21 protein-coding genes and 1 pseudogene are annotated in these 22,547 nt (G+C 67.9%); 11 read left to right on the top strand and 11 right to left on the bottom strand.

Annotated elements, in window-relative coordinates:
- Nucleotides 1–24: 24 nt before the first annotated feature.
- Both Q1A98_RS15875 and Q1A98_RS15870 read right to left on the bottom strand, forming a co-directional pair.
- Entirely contained in the window at nucleotides 25–462 is a 438-nt protein-coding gene (locus Q1A98_RS15875) for a Fur family transcriptional regulator (RefSeq protein ID WP_299575294.1), read from the bottom strand.
- Between the two features lie 63 nt (nucleotides 463–525).
- A complete protein-coding gene (locus Q1A98_RS15870) occupies nucleotides 526–4,032 on the bottom strand; it encodes an ATP-binding cassette domain-containing protein (protein ID WP_299575292.1) in 3,507 nt (1,168 codons plus the stop codon).
- Between the two features lie 253 nt (nucleotides 4,033–4,285).
- On the opposite strand from Q1A98_RS15870, the gene Q1A98_RS15865 reads away from it, so the two are divergent.
- The 4 genes from Q1A98_RS15865 (at nucleotide 4,286) to Q1A98_RS15850 (ending at nucleotide 9,554) form a co-directional block, all read left to right on the top strand.
- Nucleotides 4,286–4,591 (top strand): hypothetical protein, encoded by a 306-nt coding sequence (locus Q1A98_RS15865; protein WP_299575290.1) that lies wholly within the window; start codon nucleotides 4,286–4,288, stop codon nucleotides 4,589–4,591.
- 109 nt (nucleotides 4,592–4,700) lie between these two features.
- Nucleotides 4,701–5,924 (top strand): NADH:flavin oxidoreductase/NADH oxidase, encoded by a 1,224-nt coding sequence (locus tag Q1A98_RS15860; protein ID WP_299575288.1) that lies wholly within the window; start codon nucleotides 4,701–4,703, stop codon nucleotides 5,922–5,924.
- Between the two features lie 299 nt (nucleotides 5,925–6,223).
- Nucleotides 6,224–7,813: an FMN-binding glutamate synthase family protein gene (locus Q1A98_RS15855; RefSeq protein ID WP_299575286.1), complete on the top strand. Its 1,590-nt coding sequence runs from the start codon at nucleotides 6,224–6,226 to the stop codon at nucleotides 7,811–7,813.
- 22 nt (nucleotides 7,814–7,835) lie between these two features.
- On the top strand, nucleotides 7,836–9,554 hold the full coding sequence (locus tag Q1A98_RS15850; RefSeq protein WP_299575284.1) for a thiamine pyrophosphate-dependent enzyme: 1,719 nt from the start codon (nucleotides 7,836–7,838) through the stop codon (nucleotides 9,552–9,554).
- Between the two features lie 6 nt (nucleotides 9,555–9,560).
- On the opposite strand, the pseudogene Q1A98_RS15845 reads toward Q1A98_RS15850, so the two are convergent.
- From Q1A98_RS15845 to Q1A98_RS15830, 4 genes and pseudogenes are all read right to left on the bottom strand, one after another.
- Nucleotides 9,561–10,304 (bottom strand): annotated as a pseudogene (locus tag Q1A98_RS15845) (NAD-dependent deacylase).
- Between the two features lie 21 nt (nucleotides 10,305–10,325).
- On the bottom strand, nucleotides 10,326–10,853 hold the full coding sequence (locus Q1A98_RS15840) for a hypothetical protein (RefSeq protein ID WP_299575282.1): 528 nt from the start codon (nucleotides 10,851–10,853) through the stop codon (nucleotides 10,326–10,328).
- Nucleotides 10,850–11,470: a hypothetical protein gene (locus Q1A98_RS15835; RefSeq protein WP_299575281.1), complete on the bottom strand. Its 621-nt coding sequence runs from the start codon at nucleotides 11,468–11,470 to the stop codon at nucleotides 10,850–10,852. The genes Q1A98_RS15840 and Q1A98_RS15835 overlap by 4 nt, the downstream gene beginning before the upstream one ends.
- Nucleotides 11,471–11,616: 146 nt before the next feature.
- Nucleotides 11,617–12,561 (bottom strand): hypothetical protein, encoded by a 945-nt coding sequence (locus Q1A98_RS15830; RefSeq protein WP_299575279.1) that lies wholly within the window; start codon nucleotides 12,559–12,561, stop codon nucleotides 11,617–11,619.
- Nucleotides 12,562–12,671: 110 nt separating this feature from the next.
- Between Q1A98_RS15830 and Q1A98_RS15825 the strand changes: the two genes are divergently transcribed.
- Entirely contained in the window at nucleotides 12,672–13,010 is a 339-nt protein-coding gene (locus tag Q1A98_RS15825; protein WP_299575277.1) for a hypothetical protein, read from the top strand.
- Here Q1A98_RS15825 and Q1A98_RS15820 read toward each other — a convergent pair.
- A complete protein-coding gene (locus Q1A98_RS15820) occupies nucleotides 12,961–13,533 on the bottom strand; it encodes a hypothetical protein (RefSeq protein WP_299575276.1) in 573 nt (190 codons plus the stop codon). The genes Q1A98_RS15825 and Q1A98_RS15820 overlap by 50 nt on opposite strands.
- A 290-nt stretch (nucleotides 13,534–13,823) precedes the next feature.
- Nucleotides 13,824–14,474 (bottom strand): GNAT family N-acetyltransferase, encoded by a 651-nt coding sequence (locus tag Q1A98_RS15815; RefSeq protein ID WP_299575274.1) that lies wholly within the window; start codon nucleotides 14,472–14,474, stop codon nucleotides 13,824–13,826.
- 67 nt (nucleotides 14,475–14,541) lie between these two features.
- On the opposite strand from Q1A98_RS15815, the gene Q1A98_RS15810 reads away from it, so the two are divergent.
- Complete coding sequence (locus Q1A98_RS15810; RefSeq protein WP_299575272.1) at nucleotides 14,542–15,549, top strand: hypothetical protein; 1,008 nt, start codon at nucleotides 14,542–14,544, stop codon at nucleotides 15,547–15,549.
- Between the two features lie 307 nt (nucleotides 15,550–15,856).
- On the opposite strand, the gene Q1A98_RS15805 is transcribed toward Q1A98_RS15810, so the two are convergent.
- A complete protein-coding gene (locus Q1A98_RS15805; RefSeq protein ID WP_299575270.1) occupies nucleotides 15,857–16,195 on the bottom strand; it encodes a DUF1801 domain-containing protein in 339 nt (112 codons plus the stop codon).
- 21 nt (nucleotides 16,196–16,216) lie between these two features.
- Nucleotides 16,217–17,575: a hypothetical protein gene (locus tag Q1A98_RS15800; protein ID WP_299575268.1), complete on the bottom strand. Its 1,359-nt coding sequence runs from the start codon at nucleotides 17,573–17,575 to the stop codon at nucleotides 16,217–16,219.
- A 185-nt stretch (nucleotides 17,576–17,760) separates the two neighbouring features.
- Here Q1A98_RS15800 and Q1A98_RS15795 point away from each other — a divergent pair, with 185 nt between their 5' ends.
- Genes Q1A98_RS15795 through Q1A98_RS15780 form a run of 4 tightly spaced genes read left to right on the top strand, consistent with a single transcriptional unit; the run spans nucleotide 17,761 to nucleotide 20,155 of the window.
- The gene (locus tag Q1A98_RS15795; RefSeq protein ID WP_299575266.1) at nucleotides 17,761–18,081 is read left to right on the top strand and encodes a WXG100 family type VII secretion target; all 321 of its coding nucleotides are present in this window, start codon (nucleotides 17,761–17,763) and stop codon (nucleotides 18,079–18,081) included.
- Nucleotides 18,082–18,084: 3 nt separating this feature from the next.
- Nucleotides 18,085–18,375: a WXG100 family type VII secretion target gene (locus Q1A98_RS15790; protein ID WP_299575265.1), complete on the top strand. Its 291-nt coding sequence runs from the start codon at nucleotides 18,085–18,087 to the stop codon at nucleotides 18,373–18,375.
- On the top strand, nucleotides 18,375–19,874 hold the full coding sequence (locus Q1A98_RS15785; RefSeq protein ID WP_299575263.1) for a hypothetical protein: 1,500 nt from the start codon (nucleotides 18,375–18,377) through the stop codon (nucleotides 19,872–19,874). Before Q1A98_RS15790 ends, Q1A98_RS15785 begins: the two co-directional genes overlap by 1 nt.
- Nucleotides 19,875–19,885: 11 nt before the next feature.
- A complete protein-coding gene (locus Q1A98_RS15780; RefSeq protein ID WP_299575261.1) occupies nucleotides 19,886–20,155 on the top strand; it encodes a hypothetical protein in 270 nt (89 codons plus the stop codon).
- A gap of 108 nt (nucleotides 20,156–20,263) precedes the next feature.
- Here Q1A98_RS15780 and Q1A98_RS15775 read toward each other — a convergent pair whose 3' ends face one another.
- Complete coding sequence (locus tag Q1A98_RS15775) at nucleotides 20,264–21,181, bottom strand: GIY-YIG nuclease family protein (protein WP_299575259.1); 918 nt, start codon at nucleotides 21,179–21,181, stop codon at nucleotides 20,264–20,266.
- A gap of 209 nt (nucleotides 21,182–21,390) precedes the next feature.
- Here Q1A98_RS15775 and Q1A98_RS15770 point away from each other — a divergent pair, with 209 nt between their 5' ends.
- Complete coding sequence (locus Q1A98_RS15770) at nucleotides 21,391–22,485, top strand: alkene reductase (protein WP_299575257.1); 1,095 nt, start codon at nucleotides 21,391–21,393, stop codon at nucleotides 22,483–22,485.
- Nucleotides 22,486–22,547 lie beyond the last annotated feature (62 nt).

The following is a 22,547-nucleotide window of genomic DNA, read 5'->3' as shown; positions in this document are numbered from 1 at the left end:
GGTGGTGAACTGAGCTGATCTCGATCACGGCTGCGATCGGAGCGTGGGTGTGCAATCGGGGCAGGTGCCCCAGTAGATGACCTCGGCCTCGTCGATGACGAAACCGTTGTCGTCCGAGGCGTGCAGACACGGGGAGTCACCGACGGCGCAGTCGACGTCGGCGATGGCCCCGCACACCCGGCACACGACGTGGTGGTGGTTGTCCCCCACGCGTGACTCGTACCGGGCCACCGATCCCGTGGGCTGGATCTTGCGGACGAGCCCCGACGCGGACAGTGCGCCGAGGACGTCGTACACGGCCTGCCGAGACACGTCGGGCAGAGTCTCGCGAACGGCCGTGAAGATGGAATCGGTGTCGGCATGCGGGTGTGCGTCGACGACGTCGAGCACCGCCACCCGCGGGCGGGTGACACGGAGCGACGCCGAGCGCAACTGCTGCTCTGCATCTCCTCGTGTGGCCACGCTCACCACTATGTCAGTTTTCTGGACTGAGTCAAGAGTGATTGTCGCGTTTTCTCCGCCGCATCAGCCGGCGAGGTGACCCCACGACGACTCGAGGTCGCGCCACGCACCCATCGCCGCGACAGTCCCGTCGACGAGCACCACCACCCGATCGGCCTGGGCGAGCGCGGCACGCTTGCTGGTGGCGCCGAGCACCGCGGTCCCCCGCTCGCGCAGCGACCGCCACAGCTCGACCTCCGTGGTCGCGTCCAACGCCGACGACACGTCGTCGGCGAGGAGCAGCTCGGGCTCACTGGCGAGTGCCCGCGCGAGGGCGAGCCGCTGGACCTGACCGCCGGACAGTCGCACCCCGCGGTGGCCGATCACCGCGTCGACCCCGCCGGCCGCGGCGACGTCGGGGGCGAGGCGCGCGTCATCGACGGCACCGTCGATGCGACGGTCGTGGTCGACGCGGATGTTCTCGGCGAAAGTCCCCGACAGCACCCGCGGCACCTGAGCGACGTGCGCCACCTGACCCGGACGCAGGAACGCCTGCGTGTCGGTGACGGTCTCGTCGTTCCAGCGGATCTCACCGCGGTGGTCGATGAGACCGGCGAGCGCGGACAGCAGGCTCGACTTGCCCGACCCGACCTGTCCGAGGAGCAGGACGAGTTCGCCCGCGTCGACGTGGATGTCGATGCCTGTGGCACCGATGGTGCCGTCGGAGTGGACGGCGTCGAAGGAGTGCACCGACAGGCGCTCGAGAGGGACACGTGTCGGTGATTCCGGGGGCGGCGACGACCCGCGGAGGAGGTCGACGGCGCGCGGCACGGCCATGAGGTCCCGACCGCCCGCGAAGCGGGCTGTGACCCGCTGCCACGCTCTCGTGCCGGGGGCTTCGGTGATCACCGCACCCGCGACCCGGCCGAACCAGTCGAAGCCGATCACCGTGCCCGACACCAGGAGTGCGGTCGCCAGGCCCCAGCCGCCGGCCAGGAAGACGGCCCACGCGGCGACCACTCCGGCGTACACCAGCACGACGGGCACGCCGATGAGGATCGACTGGATGCGGTGTTCGCGCACCGCCGCGTCGACGCGACCGGCGTCGGTGCGGGTGAGGTGGCGGTGGGCGTCCTCGGTCGCGGCGGCGAGCTTGATGGTGCGCGCACTCTCCAGCACCGAGACCAGCGACCGTCCGAAGGCGGCGCGGGTCGCCGACGCCGCGGCCGCCGACCTCCCGGCGAACGGACGGCCGACCGCGGAAGCCGCTGCGGCGGCGACCATCACGACCATCAGGACCGATCCGGCCAGGAGGCTGCCGGCCATGATCGTCGTGACGACCACGACGATGATGCCGTTGACGACGTCGACCCAGCGGTCGGCGTAGCGGATGAAGCGGTCGGCGTCGAGTGCGCGCGCGACGATCTCGCCCGGCGGCGTCCGCGGCAGGCGGTGCTGTTCGGTCTGCGCCATGAGCACCGAGGTGCGCACGCGCAGCAACCCGTCGACCCACCAGCGGGTGTAGCGCAGGACGGCGCCGGCCACGAGGAACGGCGAGACGATCAGGCTGACCACCACACCCACCAGCAGGAGGGTCGGGACGTCGCCGCGACCGACTGCGGCCACGACGTGACCCCACAGGGCGGCGGTGACCGCACCGAACGCACCGGTGAGCGCGGCGCTGAGGAACAGTGCGGCACCGAACAGGCCCCACTCGGGGTGCACGCGAAGCAGCGAGACGACCCCGCGCCCGAGGCTGGGGCCGCTCTCGACGCCGCGGGTCGGCGGTGGATCACCTTGTCGCCGAACGGCTCCGACCGATCCGCCGGTCGTCTCGACCGGTTCCGACGAGGTGTGCGTGGCGGCCGCGTCGAGCAGGGTCCGGAACGGTCCCGGACGCTGCGCGAGCACCGACTGTGGTCCGTGGTCGATGAGCCTGCCGCGGTCGAGGACCGCGACGGTGTCGGCGCGGGCGACCGTGGTGAGTCGGTGAGCGATCAGCAGACCGGTGCGGCGGGCGAGCAGCCGGTCGGCGGCGCGGACCACCCGCGCCTCGGTGAGCGGGTCCATGCGGGCCGTCGCCTCGTCGAGCACGACGATGCGCACGTCGCGCACCAGCAGGCGGGCGAACGCGACGAGCTGCTCCTCCCCCGCCGAGAGCGTCGTGCCGCCCGGGCCGAGCGGGGTGTCGAGGCCCGCGGGAAGTCCGGCGACCCAGTCGGTGAGCTGCAGGTCGGCGACAGCCTCGGCGATGCGCTCGCGGTGGACGTCGCCGAACAGGGCGATGTTCTGGGCGAGCGTGCCCGCGACGATCTCGGTCCGCTGGGTGACGACACCGACGGCGGCGCGCAGGCGGTGCAGGTCGAGTTCGGTGACGTCGACCCCGCCGAGGCGCACCGTCCCGACGGGCGGGTCGACCGCACGGGAGATGAGTGCGGCGAGTGTCGACTTGCCTGACCCCGTCCTACCGACGAGGGCGCAGGTGGTGCCGGCCGCGATGTGCAGATCGATGCCGGACAGGGCGAACGTGCCCTCGTCGTAGGCGAACTCGAGGTCGGTGATGGTGACGTCGAGCGGCCCGTCGGGCAGCGACAGGCCGCCGACCGGCTCGGGCGGCGCGGCCAGCAGCTGCCGCAGGCGGACGATCGCACCCATGCCGGCCTGCAGGTCCGGGAGGTGCCGGGCGAGCTGGTTGATCTGGCCGACGAACGTCGTCGACACCAGGAACAGCGTCACCAGCGCGCCGACCTCGAGGTGGCGACCCGCGACGAGCAGCGCCCCGGCCACCGCGATGACGGCCATCAGCAGGTGCAGCAGCAGTCCGGCGCGGACGGTCATCCGCGCCTGGATCCGCACCACCGTGAGGAACGCGCGGTGCACCGCGGCGGCGAGTTCGCCGTTGCGCCGCAGCACGAACGCCTGGCCGAGGCTGGTGCGGAGGTCGTCGCGGGCGGCGATGCCCTCCTCCAGCGCCGCCGCGTGGTCGGTCCACGCCATCTCCTCGACGACCTTGCGGTCGGTGAGGACGCCCAGGAGCGGACGGATCGAGAGCAGCACCGCCGACGCGACGATCGGGAAGAGGATCCAGGCGGGCCACCACGTGAGGCCCGCGACGATCCACATCGGGAGGACAAGCACGACGGTCCGCAGCGCGTCCCACAGCTGGAGGCGGACGAGGGACCCGACCTCGTGGGTGTCGTCGTCGACGCGGTCGAGGATCTCGCCCACGGCCGTCTCGGACAGCACCGACAGCGGCTGGCCCAGCGCGGCGGTCAGCAGGTCGTCGCGCAGGGCGCCCTCGGCGCGGTCGGACACCGACGTCCACACCGTGCGGCCGATCGCGTCGAGCACGGCGGACCCGATAAGCGCAATGCCGAGGACGACGACGAGGCTCAGGGTCGGCCCGTCGGCGACGCGTCCGACCACGACCGTGCCGATGGCCTCGGCGATCGACGCGACCACGAGGAGGGTCAGCGCGACGCCCATCGCGCGACCCCGCATCCGGCGCCAGTCGACCGTCTGCCGCGGATCGTCGGCACGAGCCACCGACGCAGCGCTCAGCGTGCGTTCCGGGGCGGGTGCGAGGGACATCGCCCCGACAGTACGCAGGGGCAACGACATCGGGAAAGTCGTTTTCCGGACATACCGAGCCCGCCGGCGCGGGCGCCTCGTCGACCTGCCATTCGCCCGACGTGCGGAATCAGACCAAGCGGTCTAATCGCCACTGCGACAACGGAATAGACATCACAGATCGTGGCGGCCCACCTGACGGCGGCGTACCGTGGATAGTGATGCAGATGACGCGATGACGCTCGCCACGGCGGGCCCGACGAGAGGTTCCGCTGTGAGCACACCCCAGAAGTCGATGTCCGCCCCGACCGTCTGGTTCGGGTACGTCTGCATGGTGATCGGTCTCGCCGCATTCGGTCTCACCGTGTGGCGCTTCGCCCGCGGCGACGACCTCACCGCCGTCGTCTGCCTGCTGGTGATGGTGGTCGGCTTCGCGACCTCGGCGACCATCCTCCGACGGGCGATCCTGACCAACGGTTCCATCGCTCCCGCCGGGCGGCCCAGCCCCGAGCAGCTCGCCGAGTACGACGCGGACTGGCGCCACCACGGCGACACCTCCGCAGCACCCGACGCGCGCTGATCACAGCGCCTCACGCGTCGACCTCCGGCCAGGTGAGACGGGCGTAACGGAGACCGTAGTCCGGCGTAATCGGACCGTCTCTCACGCATGCGGTAATGGGGGTCCGCGGGTGCAGAGGCGCATCCGGATCACCCGCTCACCCCAGGAGCTCGCCGTGCCCGACCTCTTCTCCCCGTTCACCCTCAAGGGCGTCACGCTGCGCAACCGCATCGCGATGTCACCGATGACCATGTACCGCTCCACCGACGGGACGATGGACGACTTCCACGTCAGCTATCTCGGCGCCCGCGCCGCCGGCGGCTTCGGTCTCGTCTTCCCCGAACAGATCGCCATCACCCCCGACGGCCGCACGTCGACGTCGTGCGCCGGGATCTGGGACGACAGCCAGATCGAGGGACACAAGCGCGTCACCGACATCATCAAGAGCTTCGGCGGCGTGCCTGCCATCCAGCTCGGCCACACCGGCCGCAAGGGCAGCGAGGTGCCGAAGTACAAGACCATCGACGGTTTCCCCGGCGGCGCACAACTCCCGCCGGACCACCCGCAGGGCTGGACCTGCCGCGCACCGTCCGCCATCCCCTACGGCGGTGACCACTCGTTCGACGTGCACGAGCTGACCGTCGAGGAGATCGCCGACCTCATGCAGAGTTACGCCGACGCCGCCCGTCGCGCCGCCGAGGCCGGCTACCAGTGGCTCGAGATGCACTACGCCCACGGCTATCTCGGCGCGAGCTTCTTCTCGCCGCTGGCCAACCAGCGGACCGACCAGTACGGCGGCAGCCTGGAGAACCGTGCGCGGTTCCACCTCGAGGCGCTCGACGCCGTCCGCGCCGTGTGGCCGGAGGAGTTCCCACTGACGATGCGCCTCGGCTCCGACGACCTGCACCCCGACGGCACACAGTTCGACGACTCCGTCACCGCGATCGGCTGGATGGCCGAGCACGGCCTCGACCTCGCCGACATCTCTCTGGGCTTCAACACCGACGACATGCGCGAGAACGTCATGGACAAGCCCGGTTTCATGCTGTCACGGGCGACGCGGGTCAAGCGCGAGATCGGGATCCCCGTCGCCACCAGCTGGAATCTCGGCGTGCCGGAGATGGCCGACAGCGTGATCCGCGACGAGCTGATCGACCTCGTCCTGCTGGGCCGTCCCGCACTCGCCAACCCCCACTGGCCCGTCTGGGCCGCACGCGAACTCGGACACGAGACCCCGTTCGAGCTCGTCTGCGACGACTGGCGCTGGTGGCTGGAGAACTTCCGCGGCCACGACGACAGCATCGGCCTCCCGCCCGCCAAGGTGATCGCCGACCGCGAGGAGAACGCCGCCTGACGCGGGCGACCGCACGCAGGTCAAAGCGGCAAATCCCGCAACCCCGACCTGAACCCCCGCCGGCACAGGACGTTCCGGGATCCGTCGTTGCCCGCCGGTCGGTCGGGGGGTAGCGTTCGCCGCGCCTGTCGTGAAGCACCCGCGACTGTCGTGATCACGACGTGCCTGAGCGCGTGGACGGGAGCGGACAACAGTGGCCGAACGACAGGATCGGGACATCCGGGCGGCGACAGCCTCGCCCACCCCGGACGACGAATCGTCGCACTCGTGAGCGTCCCGCCTGACGGACGGTGCTCGCGATGATGCGCGTCGCCCTCGTCGCGGCGCTGGTGCTTGCCACCGCGGGATGCATCGTCGGCGCGGTGTTCGTCGGGTGGGGATGGATCATCCCGGCCGTTGTCGTCGGGATCGTGGCCGTCGTCGGCGTATACGACCTGATCCAACGACGCCACTCGGTGCTGCGGAACTATCCCGTGCTGGGCCACATGCGGTACCTGCTGGAGGCACTGCGCCCGGAACTGCAGCAGTATTTCATCGAACGGAACTTCGACGGTCGCCCGTTCGACCGCGACGTCCGATCGTTGATCTACGAGCGTGCCAAGGGCACTGCGGCGGAGCTGTCCTTCGGCACCGAGCGCGACCTCGACCAGGACGGGTACGAGTACCTCACGCACTCGACCGCACCGCTCGATCCCCCCGACAACCCGCCGCGCGTCCGGATCGGCGGGCCCGACTGCACCCAGCCCTACGAGATGTCGCTGCTGAACGTCTCGTCGATGAGCTTCGGTGCGCTGTCGGCGAACGCGTTGCGCGCGTTGAACGCCGGTGCACAGCGGGGCGGCTTCGCCCACGACACCGGTGAGGGTGGCCTCACGCCGTATCACCTGGGTGGCGCGGACGTCGTCTGGGAGATCGGGTCGGGCTACTTCGGGTGCCGCACCGACGACGGCCGCTTCGACCCCGACGAGTTCGCCCGCAAGGCCGCGGACGAGAACGTCAAATGCCTGTCGCTCAAGCTGAGCCAGGGTGCGAAGCCAGGCATCGGCGGCGTGCTCCCCGCGTCGAAGGTGAGCGCCGAGATCGCGGAGTACCGCGGTGTCCCCCAGGGTGAGAAGTGTGTCAGTCCGGCCGGGCACAGCGAGTTCTCGACGCCCCGCGGGCTGATCCGCTTCATCGCCCGGATGCGCGAGCTGGCCGACGGCAAGCCCGTCGGGTTCAAGCTGTGCGTCGGGTCGCGCGTGGAGCTGCTCGGCATCTGCAAGGCCATGCTCGACGAGAACGTCACCCCGGACTTCATCATCGTCGACGGCGCCGAAGGTGGAACGGCCGCAGCGCCTCTCGAGTACGAGGACCACGTCGGGCTCCCCCTCACGGACGGACTGATGACCGTGCACAACGCGCTCGTCGGGGCGGGGCTGCGTGATCGCATCACGATCGGCGCGAGCGGCAAGGTCGCGACCGGTACCGACATCGTCAAACGCCTCATCCAGGGTGCCGACTACACGAACGCCGCCCGCGCGATGATGATGGCCGTCGGCTGCATCCAGTCCCAGCGGTGCCACACCAACCACTGCCCCGTCGGCGTCGCCACGCAGGACCCCGCACGGGCGCGCGCTCTCGACGTCACCGACAAGAGCGCGCGGGTGTACCGCTACCAGCAGGCCACCGTGTCCGAGGCGATGCGGATCATGGCGTCGATGGGTGTCACCGACCCCAGCGCGCTGTCCCCGTCCATGTTGCGCAAACGGCTGGGCCCGGTGATGCAGCGGTCCTACGCCGAGATCTACGAGTGGCTCGAACCCGGTGTCCTGCTTCGCGATCCGCCGGTCGGCTGGGCCGACGACTGGTCTCACGCAGACGCCGACAGTTTCGTCCCCACGCACGTCTGACCACCGACAAGACAGGAACCCCATGCCTGACATCGCGCACATGATCGTCTCGGCCCTCGGTGATCTGGGGGTGCGCCAGGTGTGGGGTGTCGTCGGTGACGCCCTGAACCCGATCACCGACGCCATCCGCGACGACGACCGCCTCGAGTGGATCGGCGTACGGCACGAGGAGGCGGCCGCGTTCGCTGCCGGTGCGCAGGCCCAGATCTCGGGGACCCTCGGGGTGTGCATGGGCACCGTCGGGCCGGGTTCGCTGCACCTCATCAACGGGATGTACGACGCGAAGAAGTCACACGCGCCGATGCTCGCGATCTGCGGTCAGGTGCCCAGCGAGAACATGGGTACCGATTTCTTCCAGGAGGTGGACAACGACGCCGTCTTCGCCGACGTCGCGGTCTATCGGGCCACGGTGTCGTCGCCGGCGCAGATGCCGTATCTGCTGGAGCAGGCGGTCAACTCGGCGTTGGCATTGTCCGGCGTCGCCATCCTGACCATCCCCGGTGACATCGGCGCGATGGACGCCCCTGAGGGAACGCCGCGGTTCGCCCCGCGCCATGCGGGCTCCATCGCCGACGCCGACGACATCGCCGACGCCGTGAAGATCCTCGACGAGGCGTCGTCGGTGGCCATGCTCGTCGGCCACGGCGCGCGGAACGCCCGCGCGGACGTTCTGCGACTGGCCGACCGCCTCGCCGCCCCCATGGTGCTGACGCTGAAGGCCAAAGACGGCTTCGAGGGTGACAACCCCTTCCAGATCGGACAGTCCGGTCTCATCGGGAACCCGGCCGCACACCTCGCCCTGCATCAGGCGGATGCTCTGCTTCTGGTCGGCACCGACTTCCCGTACCGCGACTGGCTACCGCACGACAAGCTTGTGGTCCAGATCGACACGCGCGCAGAGCACATCGGCCGGCGGGTGTCGGTGTCCGTCGGAGTTGTCGGCGATGCCGGTGACGCCGTGGCCCGACTCGTCGAACGAGTTGCCCCCAAGACGAGCCGGTCGTTCCTGGACCATCACCGAACCGAGTTCGAGCTGTGGCACGCCGCGCAGCAGCGACTCGCCGATCCCGCCCATGACTCCACCCTCGTGGGTCGCGTGCGCAAGCACCTCGACAACCCCGACGAGCTGATCCGACCCGAGGTCGTCGCCGCCGCGGTCGACGAGACCGCCGCCGACGACGCCGTCTTCACCTCGGACACGGGCATGTCCACGGTGTGGCTGTCGCGCTTCGTCACGATCCGTGACCGCCGGCGGCTGGTCGGGTCGTTCAACCTCGGATCGATGGCGAACGCGATGCCCCAGGCACTGGGGATCCAGGCGCTCGACCGGAACCGTCAGGTCATCGCGTTCTGCGGCGACGGCGGGCTCATGATGCTCCTCGGGGATCTGCGCACCGCGGTCACCTACTCGCTGCCGGTGACGTTCGTCGTCTTCGACAATCAGCGCCTGGGCATGGTGAAACTCGAGCAGGAGCAGACCGGGATGGCCGAGTTCGGGACTGAGCTCGACAACCCCGACATCGCCGCCGTGGCACAGGCGATGGGCCTGTACGCGCAGCGGGTCACGCGTCCCGGGGACGTCGCCGAGGCGGTGCGCACCGCGCTCGCCCACCCCGGTCCGGCGCTGCTCGACATGATGACGAATCCCGACGAGGTGTCGGTGCCGGCTCGTCCGACAGCGGGTCAGGCGTGGGGATTCGCCATCGCCAAGCTGACGGAGACGCTGTCCAGCCGCACCTGACCATCGTCAGTGCAGCGCGGACACGATCTCCGGTAGCGCGGTCGCGGCCGTCGCGCGGACGGTGATGTCACAGGCGTCGGACAGATCGGTCTCCTGCGGGTTGATCTCGACGATCGTCGCACCGGACCCCCGCGCGATGTGGGGGAGACCGGCCGCGGGATAGACGACACCGGACGTGCCGACGAGGAGGAACACGTCGCACGCCTCCGCACGCGTCTCCGCCTCGGCGAACGCGTTCCGCGGCAACATCTCCCCGAATCACACGACGCCTGGGCGCACCCGGCCGCCGCACTCGCACCGGGGCGGGTCGACGCGATCGCCGTCGGGCTCACTCGCCTCGACCTCGTGCGCGCGTCCACACGTGTCGCAGCGGCAGGCGAACAAGCTGCCGTGAACGTGGACGACGTCGGTGCTGCCCGCGCGCTCGTGGAGGTCGTCGACGTTCTGCGTCACCACACGCACGTCTGCCGTCGACGCCCAGTCAGCGAGGGCGCGATGTCCGTCGTTCGGCTCGACGGCCTGGACCATCGCGCGGCGGCGCTGATACCAGGCCCAGACGAGGGCCGGGTCGTCGTCCCAGGCGTCCGTTGTCGCGAGGGTCATCGGGTCGTATTTGGCCCACAGTCCGGTCTGCACGTCACGAAAGGTGGGGACCCCGCTCTCGGCCGACATGCCGGCACCGGTCAGGACGGTCACCGTCGTGGCAGAGCGGATGGCCTCGACGGCGCGGGTGACGGCTGTGTCGCTCATGGGTCCATGGTCTCGCGACGGTCAGACAGGGCGGAGCCGAACCGCGTCGAGGGCATCGCCGTGGTGAGGCAGCGCGGTGACCGCGAGTTGGGCGAGGACATACGACCCGTCGGGCTTCTGCTGGATCACCGCATGTGAGTTCGAGACGAGTGGTCCGAAGGGCGAGTCGAGCGTTCCGCAGAGCGTCGAACCGCACTCGTTGATCGGGTCGACCTCGCGGTGTCGCAGGTGCCACCCCGTCACGCCCGTGGTCATCGCCTCGGCGAACTCCAGCAGGTGCTCGGCGGGGACCGGGAGGTCGGCGAGGTGCCACGCGGTCGCGAGCGCGTTCGACACGAACCGCTCGGCGGGGTCGCGGTCCGCCTGTTGTTCGGCCTCCGCAACGTCGATCCACAGGTCTGAGACGGTGACGATCTCGGCATCACGACGGACTTTGCGCCACCCGTCGGGCAGACCGTCGACGACGAGACCCGTTGTGGCGAAGTCGTCGAACAGTGTCACCGTGGCCATCGGGTGGCCGAGGGCCCGCGGATCGATGGGTGCGGTCACGCCGTCCGGACCTCCGGCTGCGCGACAACCCGCACCTCGATGCTCTCCCCCACCGCGACCTCACGATCGGGAGTGAACAACAACATCTCTCGGATCAACTCGGGGCTGTAGGTCTTCCGCGTCGCCTCGTCCGTCTCCGCCAGGTGTCGCAATGTCGAGTAGACGGAGTTCGCCTCGAGGCCGTAACTCATGGTGGGGTACAGGTTTCGGTGTCTTCCCTCGGAAGGCTTCAGTACCAGGAATGGAAATCCGCCCCGGACGGCCTTCGAGATGTCCACCTCGAGACCGGGGAATGACGCCTCGTAGCGCGCATCCACTGACACCGTCATCGGCGTGACGATGAGGGTTCCGCGAAAGCGCCACCACAGGACGGTCGACAAGATCGCACCTGCGTACGCACACACGAGGAGGAACGCGTAGCGCACGCCGGTCGAGTCCAGGGATCCGATTATCCGCTCGCAGGTCATCAACACAGCACCGGCCCAGAAAGAGAGCGGAAACATGCAGTAGGTGTTGATGAACCAGGGCTTCTGTCGAACTCGGACCGCGGTGCCATCGACGACATCGACGCGCGGCCGCGGCCGGAACAAAGGAGGTGAGGCAGCAAGTGACAGCACGAGAAGTCCTGCACCTGACCACGATCTGCCCAACCAAAACGCGCTGATCCCAGGGATCACGGTCACGGCGGCCCAGATGAGTGGCGCCCGCCAATCCCGCATCCATGACCGAGAGGCGTGCTGCCAGACGTACTTCGCAGACTGTGTCATCCCCACAGTTTTCCCACCCAGTCGGACACTTCGCCGGACACCGCGTCACCGGCGAGCGCGGCAACCGCGATACCCACTCCTGCCCCGATGACAGTTCCGGGCCCCGGCAAGGCAGATCCAGCAATTGCCCCCGTTGCGGCCGAAGCGAGCCACCCCGCGCCCGCCGAGGCAGCAACACCGGCTGCGGTACCCGCCGCTTCCCGGGTGACTGCCTTCGCGACAGAGTCGCCCTGTCCGACATCCTGGATGACGGCGGGAATCATCATGGCGACGTTGCCGACCACTCCGATCCGGCTGGTCTGCAGCAGGCTGATCTCTTTCAGCCACGGCTTCAAGCTGCTGTCCGCTGCCTCCAGCGCCTTGGAACCGTATTTTGCGAGGAGGTCCGTCTTCGCACCCACCAGCGTGCCAACCACCAACGAAGTCAGCTTTTCACCGGATTGCGAGAAGACCTTCTCGTCACCCACGACCGACAGCGCCTTCGCCAAATCGTCGTCGACGCGATTCGCCTCCTCGACGAGCTTGTCCACCCGCGCCTGTAGTTCTCGCTGGTCGGCTTTCAGCTGCGCGAAGTCCTCATCCGACCAGTGCGCAGTGGAGATGGCGATCTCCACCGTGTTGGCCGCCTCGTTGATCCGGAATCCGTGTGCAGACGCCTGGATACGAATGTCGACCAGCGCGCGGACCAGCCCCTCGACGACGCCCTGCGCGATGGAGGCCGCACCGCCCAGGATCTTCACGGCGCCTTCGAAGCCGTCTGCTTTCGTGTGGGTGTCCTTCATCGCCCAGCGGGCGCTGTCGGCCGCAGTTCCGGTCCAGACGCCGAAGACGTGCAGGTTTGGCAGGGGCTGCACCGTTTCGTCGACCGACACGGCCAACTTCTTCGCTGTGTCGGCAACTTGCCCCAGCGCGGCCGGATCCCACCTGGCGATGTCGGCCACGCTGAGACCACCCACCCTGCAGCTCCTCCAGTGTCGAACCCGGCAAACCTCTGACGCCGAACGACGCTACCGTACTGACGTACACGCATCGTCTGACCGGAGGTCGCCCTGTGGATGGCGGAGACAAGCTCACAGTTCGCTCGGCCGATCTGTTCTTCGCGGCCCATCAGGTGGACGAGGCGCAGATTGCGTTCCGCCGCGCGGCGTCCTCGGCGTATGGCGCGATGCGCGGTGAGGCCGTGGGCTGGGTGGGCGACTCGAAGAGGGCGCTGGAAGAAGCGGTCCAGAAGCTGGAGAAGCACTCGAAGGAGATCACGGACGAGATGCATGTGCGCGCGGACCGCATCCGATATGCGGCCCGGCACTATGAGTCGACGGAACGTCGCAATGCTGAGCGCCTCAGGGCCTCTGGGAATCCGTCGGGTCCGGGCCTGAACATGGATCACTGACCCGGATCGGGGTGGTACCTGCGCGAAGCTCGAACTCGACGCTGCCTCTCACAGGCACGTCTGGCTGGTCGGGAATCGACAACATGTCGGCGACGGTGTGGAGCGAGACAGACACCCCATCCCGCATCCACGCCTGAATCTGGTGAATGGTCGACAGCGAGGTGTTCGGGTGAATTCCGTAAGCGCGCTCTGCCAGATAGCGCCTCGGGCCTCCTGTCAGCGTCCGGTTCGCATTCAGCTGAGCAATGTCGTCGCTACGGATCCCGTAGTCGATCGCCGCCGTGAGGGTGGCAAGCGGAAACGTCACCTCATTCGCGAAAATGATGGCGTCATGCGTGATTCGGAACGGTTGGACCCGCCACGCCCATGCTGCGAGCAGCGTCCCCAGAACAGAGATTGCCGCACCCACAGACGTCCAGACGACGCTGCGCTGCATATCCCACCACCAGCACGAGGCCGGCCGCGACGGTGCCTGCGCCGAGGTACACGGCCGAGTTGCGAGTGGCAGGCTGGCGTCGAACATGCACCGCAACCTTGTCCACCGTCAAGCGCAGGACCGCCCTGGTGAACATCACTGGTGTCGGCGACGCAAGGACGACTGCGAACGCTACCGGCGCCCATACCCGTTCTGACGCAGCAAAGTATGCGATGAAGCAACTGATCACGAGATTGAAGGCTCCGAGCCACGGGTGGCGTGACTGCACGCTCTTCGTATGTCGCGTCCACGTCATCACTGCGGGTTGCTCGACGTTCATCGCAGTCGATTCTGCACCATCCGAACAGATGTACGCCCATCGGTCATGTCATGTGCAGTCACGCCGGGTAGCGAGGAGGAGCGTCACAAAGAGCACGCCATCGGCGATCCATCGCCCACAGGGGCGTGCCGTCACGCAGACCGAATTCCTTTGTGGTGGTGAAGCCGAACCGTTCGTAGAGCGAGACGTTCTTTGCTCGGGTGCATACGAGGTGTGACGCGGCGGCATCGGCGTCGATCGCCGCGAGGCGGTGATTCAGCAGGGTGCGCGCCAGCCCGCTGCCCTGATGATCGGGATGCACGCCGAGGTTCACAAGAGTCCAATGCGGAGAACCTGGTTCGTGCTCGTCGAGGCGTCTTCGAACGTCGACCCCGACGGGCAGACGGGTCCTCAGGGCTGAGAGCAGTTCGGGTGCGGCACGGAGCGTCCGCCACAGTCCGGCAAGGGCCGACCCGCGGTTCGGGCCGTCCCATGCCGCGACCGCCACGGGTCGTCCCTCCACCGCGACGAACTCGACGACGCCGACCACGCTGTGTTCGTGGGACAGGGTCGCAGTGAAGTAGGTACGAAGCGCGACTGCGCGGCGCGAGCGGTCGGGCCAGATCGACGACATCAGGGGGTCGTCGGCGAATGCGTCGGCGAGCACATGCGCGCACGCCTGCATCGGGACCGGGCGAGCGGCGACGCGGACCACTCCTTCACCTGCCATGGTCTCGATCCTGCCGCACGCATGTCGCGAGCGCGCTTCTCGCACATTTGTGCCGTACCGTCCGGCTATGGCGCAGAGCTCGTGGATCCTCGTCGACCTGCGCGTGCCCGATGAGCCGGCAGTCTTGTGTCGCGACGGCACCGCCCGGGATCGCACGTCGCTGGCCCGGGCCCTGGGCGAACTCACCGGCGGCACTCGAGGCCGCGAGCTGGCCTCCGACTTCGCTCGCTGGAGTGGTGGAGGCCGTGCCGGCGCGCCACCCACCGACCTCGATGTCCGGCCGGTTCCCGGGGCGGCCGGGAGTCTCTCCGCAGCGTGGGTACGTCCCCGAGGAGGACAGGGCGTACCTCCGTTCGCGACGTCTCTGCTGTGGGATCCGGCGGCCCGCTTGGTCACCGAGTCGGACGAGGCCCGCATCTTGTTCGCTCGCGATGACACCGGCCCCGGCGGGAATCAGATCACCAGCGCCGAAGCCCTCCGGAACGTCGACGTCGCGGACACCATCGCCTTGGCGCAGGCGATGCTGGCGCGACCACCTCGACGGTGGCGGGGAACGGTGCGCGCTCCCCTGAGAGACACGTCGATCAACGGTGTGCTCGACCTGCTTCCCGTCGCAGGCGAGAAGCGGATCCCCGGCGTGCTGTTCGAGGTCGATCACATCGAGACGACGAAGTCGGTGGAGGCGCTCGCGATGGCCGCCTTGTCCCGAGTCGCACCCGTCCACGTCGTCCTCATGGACGTGCATCGCATGCGCGCACTGCGATGGCTGACCGATCCACCCCCCGGAGTGGCATGGAAGGATGTGCGCGACAACCGGGACACCCCACATCCGGACGACGTCAAGCGGATCTTCGAGAAGGCGGGCGCAGCACTCAACGGGGACATCGTCCGTGGCTCGCTGGAGAACATCCGGCTGAGATTCCTCGAGGGCGGGTGGCTCGTCGTCGATGCGGCCGGCGAGCTCGTGCCCGACTCGGATCCGCCGCTGCTGATCCTGCAGATGGCCGTCCGGGGCAGGTCCGACGAACCCGATCCCGTTCCGGTCGACGACCAGGGGCATCCCGGGATCGTCTGAGCGTTTCACTTGCCCGGCGGCGCCGGCTTTGCTTTGCTTACGGTTCCTGGCGTCGGTCTCTGACGGCGCCGGACGTCTCGTGACTCCCGACCGTGATCGATCGGTGCGTCCGTCCATGTCCGGCGACCGAAAGTCCAGGCTTCCCATGTTTCGTTTCGCAGTCGACCATTTCCCGGCCGACCTTGACGACGCGATTGTCGAGCGTTCCGAGCGCGACTACATTGCCCGTCTCCGTGGGGCATTGGCCGAGCTGGCCGCGGATCCCTTGTCCATCACCGCCGCGGACGCGGTTCGGGAACTACTCTGATCAGCTCCGATTGAGCGCGACCGCGGCCTGGATGAGAGCGGTGAAGGCGTCGTCGTCGATGGTGTCGGTCTGCTTGATGTCGACGGCTCGGCGCGTGCCGGCGTCGAGGCTGGCATTGAAGACCGTCGACGGATCCGGCAGCGAGGCACCCTTGGCGAAGGTGACTTTCAGCTTGTCCTTGTAGGTCTCCAGCGTGCAGATCAGGCCGTCACACGAGAACGTGGGCACACCATCGGGATTCGACGGTTTCTTCCACTTGCGTTCCTCGGTGATCCCCGCGTCGGCGGCCAGGATCAGGCCACGGATGTGCTCGCCGGTGTCCTCACGCCAGTCACTCATGGGGGAACCCTAGTCCCGCGGTCACCGCGGTCGGTAGTCCTCCGCGAAGCACAGTGACCGCAGCACGTTGTTGTAGGTGGAGATGCCGTAGGTGTTGGGCGCGTTGATGAGACCCCACGGCGACGGGACCAGGTTCCACACGTTCAGTCCCCCGGTCGCCGGGGCGAGCGCGGCGCCGATCCCACTGCCGATGTTGCCCGTCACGTACGCGAGGATCTGCGTCGTCACCGCGTAGCCGTACCCGATCCCGGTGAGCGCGTCCTGGACCGGGAGGTCGGCCAGCGGCACGATGTTCCGCTTGTTCGCCGGGCCCAGGTTGCGGTCGCCGAGTCCGACGATCGCGTTGGTGATCGGACCACCGATGGTCGGCGCGAACGAGAGAACCGTCGCCAGTACCGACTCGACCGTGGTGAACTCGGCCTGGTCGGTCGGGATGATCGCCCGGTTGATGCGCGTGGTCCGCAGCGCGGACTGGATCTTGCGCTCGGCGTCGGTGACACGCGGAGCGGACTTCGGATCCGAGCGCCGCAGGTAGTCCGATGCGCGGGTCACGATGCGCGACAGGGGCTGCACGCCGATCGACGGACACGTCGAGCGGTCGGCGAGGCGGACCTGGCTCGCGAGGTCGTACAGCATCTTCGGCACCTGTTTGGTGAATCGGAGATCGGTCTGCTGCGCGGCGTGCACGTCGTCGATCTGTTTCTGCGTCTTGCGGGCCAGGCACGCCGACGCGAGACGGTCGCTGAGTTGTCCGAGGATGAGGCTCATGCCCGTCGCGCCCAACGACAGCGGCAGGGTGATGAGGGTGCCCAGTCCGACGCCGTTGACGGGGAACAGCGGCGGCACGGTCGCGGAGATGAGCGACGCCGGGACGATGAACGACACGTAGATGTAGAAGTAGGCGGTCTCCACGGCCTGCGACAGCGTCATCTGGTCGAGCCGGATCCGGGCGCCGGACTTGCCTTCTCGCGCCCGGATCAGCTGGGTGACGATGAAGGTGCTCACCGGGTCGCGGTAGCTGGGGTACGGGGAGTCCGCGGTGACGCCGAGCTCGGACGGGTGCTCGGAGATCGTCGTGTCCGAGACGCCCATCGACTTCAGTTGCTTCAGGACCCCCGGGCGGCTCGCCAGAGCCTGCGCCCGCGCGCCGGACGGCAGCGACGGCGCTAGCGATTCGACGATGGCGTCGTAGACCTCGGGAAGGGTGACGTCGGCGGAGCCCACACACTTCACGCCGGCGTTCGCGGCGGGCGGGGCCGCGGACGCGACGACGGGCTGCAGCAGTCCGGCGATGGACGCCAGGAGAGTCGCGATGGCCAGGAGACGGAGGGTCCGACGTACCGGCGATGACCGACGCTGTTCGGCGCCGTGGGGCCTCATCGGTCGAATGTTAGATCGTTGACCGCGGTCGGCAACCGCTAGCGACTTCTTGGTACGAGGGATCGACAGGCAGTTGGCGACGTTTGTCCGATTTCCGCTGGTGAGAGTGGTTCCTTCGCGATGCGTATCGTATTCTCGGTTGGCCGATTCGCACGCTTGCCCAGATCGCCAGGAGAGGACGTCCGATGTCCGAGCTCGCCGTCACGCCGGCCGAGGTCACCTCGGCCTCAAACGGCATCCGCTCCGCCGCCGACACGCTCGACGATCGCGTGCGTGCCCTCACCTCGAGGGTGGAGGAACTGCTCGGCAGCGGATGGAAGGGGCAGGCCGCGGACGCCTTCCGTCGCGACTGGGAGCAGTGGCTGCACGGTGCTAAGGACGTGGTGGGCGGTCTGGACTCGATGGCCGCGCTGCTGGCGTCGAGCGCGCAGAGCTACTCCTCGCAGGAATCCGCGAACACGTCCGCCGTCGGCCAATCGGCTTCCGGCCTGAACCTGGCGGTCTGAGCGATGGCGCAGAAGTTCACCGTCAACACCGAACTGTTGGCGGACATCGTCGCCGACATGGCGAAGTTCGATTCCGACGCCGAGTCGATCTGCCGCGAAGCGGAGCAGACCGTCGAACGACTTCACGGATCCTGGACGGGCGAGGCGGCGAACGCCCAGCGGGCCGCTCACGAACGCTGGACCCACGGTGCGGCCGAGATGCGTTCGGCCGTGGCCGATCTGCGCAAGGCGGGTGACACCGCACACGCCAACTACACCGCCGCGGTGCAGGCCAACCAGGAGATGTGGGGCTGATGCCGACGCTCGTCGTCGACCCCGCGCAGTATGCGCACGCCGCCGAGGGCATGACGTCGGTGGCACACTCCGCCCATTCCGCCGTCAGCTCGCTGGCCGGTGAACTGGGCGCGTCGTCGGGGATGGCCGGCTCCGACAACGCCGGAACCACCTGGGCCGACGGTTACGACCAGGGCGCGCGGGCGGCACTCAGCGCCGCTGCCTCAGCGGTCGGGGCGGTGGGCAACATCGCGACTCGACTGCACGCCACCGGCGACAATCACGCCCATGCCGATGCATCGTCGGTCATCGGTGGCGGCGGTGACGGGTCGCTCGGCGCGGCCCCCGCTCCCCCGACGATGTCGGCGCCGTCGATCCCGTCGTCAGCGGGTGGCAGCGGTGGCGGTCCGCCTGGGTGGTCGATGGTGGAGGGCCTCGTCGGCTACGTCTGGCCCAACGGCCACCAGGACCGTCTTCACGCTGCGGACGCGGCCTGGAAAGCTGCTGCGGCACAACTGCAGGACGCTGCCGGACCGACCAGCGCAGCAGCTTCGGCGGTGTCCGCGCAGCAGAGCCCAGAAGCCGCGGCCGCCGCGCAGGCGTGCACCGACGCCGGATCCCATCTGCGCGAGTTGTCCTCGGTGTTCACCGAACTCGGCTCGTCCTGCTCGGAGTACGCCAGCCACCTCGACCAGGCGCACCACGAGATCATCCACGAACTCGAGGTCCTCCTCGCCCAGACGGTTGCCATCGAGGCCGTCAGTGCCATTGCCGGATTCTTCACCGCCGGCATTGGCGAATTCGCCGGCCAGGCCGTCGAGACCGCTCGACTCTCCGCTGCCGCAGCCAAGATCCGCGCGATCATCGAGGCACTCATCGCCGCCGCGCGTGCCGTCGCGGCATCGATCGGTCGCGTCGCGGGCCGAGCAGGCGAGCTTCTCAGCAAGCTGAAGCCGATGGAGGAAGGCGCGGTCAAGCGTGCGACCTCGGCGTCTGCCCACGGCCCGAAACCGATAGACGATCCCGCGGTCACGCCTTCTGGCTTGACGGCATCCAAGGTTCAAGAAGTCATCGACCTGGGCAAGGGGAATCGACCAGACCCGAGGTCCTACGTCGATCCTGGCCCCTACGCAGACCATGAGGCTCAGTTCCAAAATGGTGTCTCCCGGTTGATGAAAGAAAATGACCTGAACAAATATGGGATCGCTCGCGTCGAGGACGGCACCTCCTTTGTGATGCCCAAAGCCGACGTGGACGCGTTGCTCCAGTCAGCCAAGGGAGATCCGCGCAAGCTGGAAGAATTCATGGGGTTGCCGGAGGGCCAACTACAAAACTCGTCGATCATGAGAGTCGACATCGATGACGCGACGCAGTTCGGTGTCAGGATGCCGTCGGGCAACGAAGCCGGCGCGAACGAAATGTGGATTCCTGGAGGCTACCTCCCAGGCGGCATGCCGGAGGCCGTCATCGACGCGGGCAACGTGCCCGATGCGCTTAAGATCGTGTCAAAGGTCAACTAGGAGCCACCTGCATGTTCGAAGACGAGTTCTTCTCAAAGGCCGATTTGTACTCGCTGGGTCGGGACACCGACTCGGGCAACCTCTATCTGTCGATACCTGTCGGCTCGAACATGATGGATTACGAGGAGTACTACCGGATCGGCGATGACCAATACGCGCGATTCCTCCAGGAACCGCGCGCCGCAAGGGATTTCGCGGACGCGTGCCGGCGCCGCGAACATGACGACCTACTGATTCTGCAGCCCGGCTGGAACCGGGGCACACCCTTTATTCCGCAGTAGGGCGCCGTTCTCCGGCCAGGGGCCCAGTAGAGGGGCCCACCTCTGCAAGTCGTCGCGCGCCGCACATGCTCGCGCGGCTTCAACGACACACGGGACCGGATGAAAAGTTCAGAAAGGCCAGTACCGAAACTGAGCCTGTTCACCTCGCTTCTTCTTCGGGATGCGGTGCCCATTGGGGCCCACTACCTCGTCCCACAAGGTGCCGGACTTCACCGGACTCACGGTGTAACCCTTCCGAAAACTATTGTGCACCTTTGCTTTCCCCAAAGAGCCCGGTTCGATCTCGAACAGTCCACGAGTTACTCCGCGATAACAGGCCACCATGTGTTCGATCCCCGCCTCTTCAACATGCTTCTCGCTCATCTTCCACCAGCAGCAAACCGATTCACCGAGGACGTTTAACTCCGGTTCGAGGACCGCGGGATCAGTCCACTCTGGCTTGAACCCGTGACCGCTGCGCCTACCCCCGCCCGGCAAGACCTCGTCCGAAGAGTCCCAGGGCCCCAGTGTCACCAGCAAAAGTGGAACGTCGCTGGTCAAGTCCGGAGCGGAGAACTCTCGGACAAGATCGATGAGACGAACTATTCCTTTGGCAGCATCAGCGCCGCGAACCTTGTTCGTCAGTGGAGTTCCACCGACGAGTGCTGACCGGCGCCCGTCGGTTACGAGCGGTGCCACCGGAAATGTCAACAGCAGATCGATCGCGGTCGACTCGATCAGCGAGTATTGCTCCGGAGTCAGTCCGTACCGAAGTATCCAGATTTCGGGTTCGTGTCCGGCCGACCGGATCTCAGATATGCGCGCCAACTTAGAGTTTTGCTCGGCCTTGACACTATCGTCAGCAGACCCGGCCTTGCTCTCGTCCACCGCCGAGGCCCACTTGTCCGCATCCCAGCCGTGCTGAAGGACACGCGCCTCCGTGCCCTTGCCGATGTAGAACGGTTCACCGTTGAGAGGGTCGACCAGTGCGTAAACGTACCGCTTCAGAAGCGCAGCAATGTCGGCCTTGATTGTTGCCTCGGTCATTTTCGTCTCCCGATCGTCGGTAGAAGCAAACTAGACGAAACCGGACGGCGGCAGGCGTGCATGGCACCGCACGCCTCGACCGTTGGCCGGGGCGGAGCCAGAAGAATTGTGTTTGCGGTGCAGTGGCCAACCATTGAGTGTCAGACCAGGGCGCAGTGACCTCCCTCTCACCCGGGACTGCGGTCCGGTTCAGGCGCGTTACCTCTCGCATGACTTACCGCCTGGAACCTGATTCACCCCTGCTCCGGCCGTTCACCTCCGGCGTGATCGACACCCCGCACCGCATCTTCATGGCGCCGCTGACGCGCCTGCGTGCTGAGTCGGACGGAACCCCGACCGACCTGCAGACCGAGTACTACCGCCAGCGTGCAGGCGCCGGCTTGGTCATCACCGAGGCCACGCAGTCCAGCGCGACCGCGGGCGGCGCGTACATGAACACCCCGGGCATCCACAACGACGCCCAGCAGGCGAAGTGGTCGGAGATCGCCGACGCCGTCCACGGCGAGGGTGGGCGGATCTTCGTGCAGACCTGGCACGTCGGACGCGTCGCGCACCCCGACCTCCCCGGCGGGGACCCCGTCGCCCCGTCGGCCATCCGCGCCGACGGTGAGACCCACGGCCCCAACGGCAAGGTGCCCCTGGTGACGCCGCGTGCACTGGAGACCGACGAGATCCCCGGCATCGTCGACGCCTTCCGCAGCTCGGCCCGTCGCGCTGTGGACGCCGGCCTCGACGGCGTCGAGATCCACGCCGCCAACGGCTACCTGCTGCACCAGTTCCTTGGTGACGACACCAATCAGCGCACTGACCAGTACGGCGGCTCGCCGGAGAATCGGGCGCGCATCGTCGTCGAGATCGTGAAGGCTGTCGTCGACGAGATCGGCGCCGACCGCACCGGCATCCGCCTCTCCCCCGGCCACAAGGCCAACGGCATGAACGAGGCCGACACCGTCCCGGTGCACCAGGCACTGCTCAAGGCCATCGCCGACATCCCGCTGGCCTACGTGCACTTCCTCATCGAGCCGCAGGACGAGGTCCTCACCGCGCTGCGTCCCGAGATCACAGTGCCGTTCCTGCTGAACACCGGCTTCGCGATCGAGTCCGACTTCTCGCAGCTCGAGAAGCTCGTCGCCGATGGCACCGCTGATGCGGTGGTGGTGGGTCGTTGGTACATCTCGAACCCCGACCTAGTCGACCGCCTCAAGCAGGGCGCCGAGCTCGCCGAGCCCAACCAGGCGACGTTCTACGCACCCGGCCCCGAGGGGTACATCGACTACCCCACGCTGGCCACGCAGGACGCCTAACCCAGTCGATCACCGAAGCCGGTGCCGCGAGCGACCACCATCGCTTCGCCGCACCGGCTTCG

Origin of the sequence: uncultured Williamsia sp. (genome assembly GCF_947494875.1) — a bacterium.
In the GTDB taxonomy this organism is placed as follows: Bacteria; Actinomycetota; Actinomycetes; order Mycobacteriales; family Mycobacteriaceae; genus Williamsia_A.
This window is presented reverse-complemented; position numbering and strand designations above follow the sequence as displayed.